Origin of the sequence: Flavobacterium sp., from assembly GCF_046155325.1 — a bacterium.
GTDB lineage: Bacteria > Bacteroidota > Bacteroidia > Flavobacteriales > Flavobacteriaceae > Flavobacterium.
Genome location: NZ_JBJXDQ010000174.1, coordinates 1 through 3,154, shown reverse-complemented (window position 1 = coordinate 3,154; position 3,154 = coordinate 1). Strand labels below are relative to the sequence as shown.

General features: G+C 31.9%; 3 protein-coding genes. All 3 read right to left on the bottom strand.

All coding sequences use genetic code 11. The features are described from left to right. On the bottom strand, window positions 1-2,232 hold a 2,232-nt coding region (locus ACKVOD_RS11855; RefSeq protein ID WP_409209677.1), incomplete at its 3' end, for a DNA translocase FtsK. A gap of 17 nt (window positions 2,233-2,249) precedes the next feature. Beyond that, window positions 2,250-2,624 carry a diacylglycerol kinase family protein gene (locus tag ACKVOD_RS11850; RefSeq protein ID WP_409209676.1) on the bottom strand — a complete coding sequence of 125 codons (375 nt, stop codon included), beginning with the start codon at window positions 2,622-2,624 and terminating at the stop codon, window positions 2,250-2,252. Window positions 2,625-2,633: 9 nt separating this feature from the next. Then, the gene (gene tpx / locus ACKVOD_RS11845; protein WP_409209678.1) at window positions 2,634-3,131 is read right to left on the bottom strand and encodes a thiol peroxidase; all 498 of its coding nucleotides are present in this window, start codon (window positions 3,129-3,131) and stop codon (window positions 2,634-2,636) included. Window positions 3,132-3,154 lie beyond the last annotated feature (23 nt).

Genomic DNA, 3,154 nt, shown 5'->3' with positions numbered 1-3,154 from the left:
TTCTTCACCAACAAATTCTGGTAGCAGATAAGCAGTAGCATAGGCTTTTTGAGAACCAATATATTCAGTGATTTTTTCTACTTCGGGAGTGTCAATAAAAGCGCATTGAACCCTTACTGTGTCATTTCCATTAGTATAAAGCATATCACCTCGACCAATAAGCTGATCTGCTCCCTGGGTATCAAGAATAGTTCTAGAGTCAATTTTTGAAGTTACTCTAAAAGCAATACGAGCAGGAAAATTTGCTTTTATTAATCCTGTAATTACATTTACCGAAGGTCGTTGAGTAGCAATAATAAGGTGTATGCCTATGGCTCTTGCTAATTGTGCTAATCTAGCTATTGGAGTTTCAACTTCTTTTCCAGCGGTCATAATTAAATCAGCAAATTCGTCTACTACCAAAATAATGTAGGGTAAAAAACGATGACCATTTTCGGGATTTAATTTTCGGGATTTAAACTTATCATTATATTCCTTGATATTGCGTACCATGGCATCTTTTAGCAAAGAATAGCGATTATCCATTTCTATACAAAGTGAATTTAAAGTATTAATTACTTTGGCATTATCTGTAATAATAGCATCATCGGTATCGGGTAATTTTGCTAAATAATGTCTTTCAATCTTATTGAAAAGCGTTAGCTCTACTTTTTTAGGATCAACTAAAACAAACTTAATTTCTGCTGGATGTTTTTTGTACAATAAGGATGTAATAACAGCATTTAACCCTACCGATTTTCCTTGACCTGTTGCTCCAGCCATTAACAAGTGAGGCATTTTGGCTAAATCAACTACAAAGGTTTCATTCGAAATTGTTTTTCCTAAAGCTATTGGCAATTCCATTTCTGCTTCTTGAAATTTTGCAGATCCAATAACGCTTTTCATCGAAACCATCGTAGGGTTTTTATTAGGCACTTCAATACCTATAGTTCCTTTTCCTGGGATAGGAGCAATGATACGAATTCCTAAGGCCGATAATGACAAAGCGATATCATCTTCTAGGCTCTTAATTTTTGATATTCGAATTCCAGCTTCTGGTACAATTTCATATAGGGTTACTGATGGACCAACAGTAGCTTTTATTTGAGCAATTTCTATTTTGTAATTGCGAAGGGTATCAACAATTCTATTTTTGTTTTCTTCTAATTCTTCCTGATTGATGGTGATTCCTCCAGAGGAGTATTCTCTTAAAAGATCAATCGTAGGGTATTTATAATTTGATAAATCTAAGGTTGGGTCAAACATTCCAAAATCTGCAACCAATTTTGAAGCTAGGTTTTCTTCAATAATATTTTCTTCAGCAGCTTTTTCTATTACAAATGTCTCATCGCTTGTATGAATAATCTCTGGAGATGGGGTGGGAGTTACCTCTTTTGGTTTGGGTATTGAAAATTCTGAAAATGGAGGTGGTTTTATTTCAGTAGGAATTATTTTAAGACTTATTTCTGACGAATTGCTTATGGTAGGTTTTAAATCATCTTTATTAATTTCGAATTTTGATGATTTTGTAATTAATTCAATTCCCTTCAATTCCTCATCCAATGATTCATCTTCTAAAGCATACTCTTCAAGATTATAGGCTGTGTTGGGATCTGGAACTGGATTAGTAGCCCAATTAGATTTAAGATCCTTATTTGCTTTTTCAAAAAATGATTGAATCTTTTCGGGTGAAATTTTAATCTTAAAAATGAAATAAATTATAACTCCAAAAAACAAAACAAGTAATGTTCCTGTTTTTCCGATATAATCTTGAGAGAATAAATTCAACTCATATCCTATAACGCCACCCAATTCCGGGAGGGATGTAGCAAAAAAACCTAATAAAACCGAAATAATTATTGCAACAAACATATCCCAAAACCAAATATTCTTTAATTTTTTAAGTGGAATGCTCAAGGCTAAAAAAGTACCCGTTAAAAATAATAATCTAACTAAGAAAAAAGAAGCAATTCCAAATCCTTTATACACTAATAAATCAGCTAAAAAAGCACCAAATTTACCGAGCCAATTTTGAGCTGTTTCATTTCGGTTTAAAATTTTAGTTAAAGTACTTTGATCCTGCTGACCATAGGTGTAAAACGAAATAAAAGAAAGTAACAATGCAATTGAAAACAATATTAATAAACAACCCAAAACAATCTTATGCTGTTTTGTTATAGACCAATATTTATTATTTGTAAGCTTTGAATCTATTGACTTACTAGCAGTTTCTTTTTTATTTGTTTTAGTCATTCTCTTTTTTCGTTTAACTATATAAATTTAGGTAAATAAATAATGAAAACAATTGTAATTCCAGTCATAGCTGCAAAAAAAACTGCACCTGCGGCTATATCTTTTATAAAACCAATTTTATCATTAAAATTGGGGTGAATAAAATCAGCTACTTTTTCGACAGCAGTATTTAGACCTTCAATACTAATAACTAAACCAATTGCTATTGTTTGAAATAACCATTCAGTTTTATTTATCTCAAAAAAAAATCCTGCAAATAGTAATACTATTGCTAACGTAAACTGAACCATGATACTATGTTCAGTAGTAATTAGTTTTAAAGCGCCATTAAAAGCATATTTTAGACTTTTTAATCTTCCTATAAAAAAACTATTATCTTTTTGAAATTCCATTTATAACTTTTAAAGTACTGCCAAAGCAGCTTCATAATTAGGTTCGTTTCCAATTTCTGGAACTTGTTCTGTATAGGTAATGATGCCATTTTCATCAACGATTATGATGGATCGAGAAAGCAAACCAGCAAAAATGCTGTCTAAAATTAGCAGGCCATTGTCTTTTCCAAAATCTGCAGTATTAAAATCAGACAAATTGATTACATTTTTCAATCCTTCGGCCCCACAAAAACGTTTTTGAGCTAAAGGTAAATCTCTGGAAATACACAATACTTTAGTGTTGCTTAACCCGCCAGCAATTTCATTGAACTTTCTAAGGGCAGCTGAGCATACTCCAGTTTCAACACTAGGGAATATGTTTAATAGTAATTTGGTATTCGAAAAATCAGCTAATGTAGCGATGGATAAATCTTCTTTTACTAATTTAAAATCGGCTAGTTTACTGCCAACTGTTGGTAATTCACCCGATGTGTGTATTGGATTTCCTCCTAATGTTATTGATGCCATTTTATTTGTTTTTTTTATGAGGT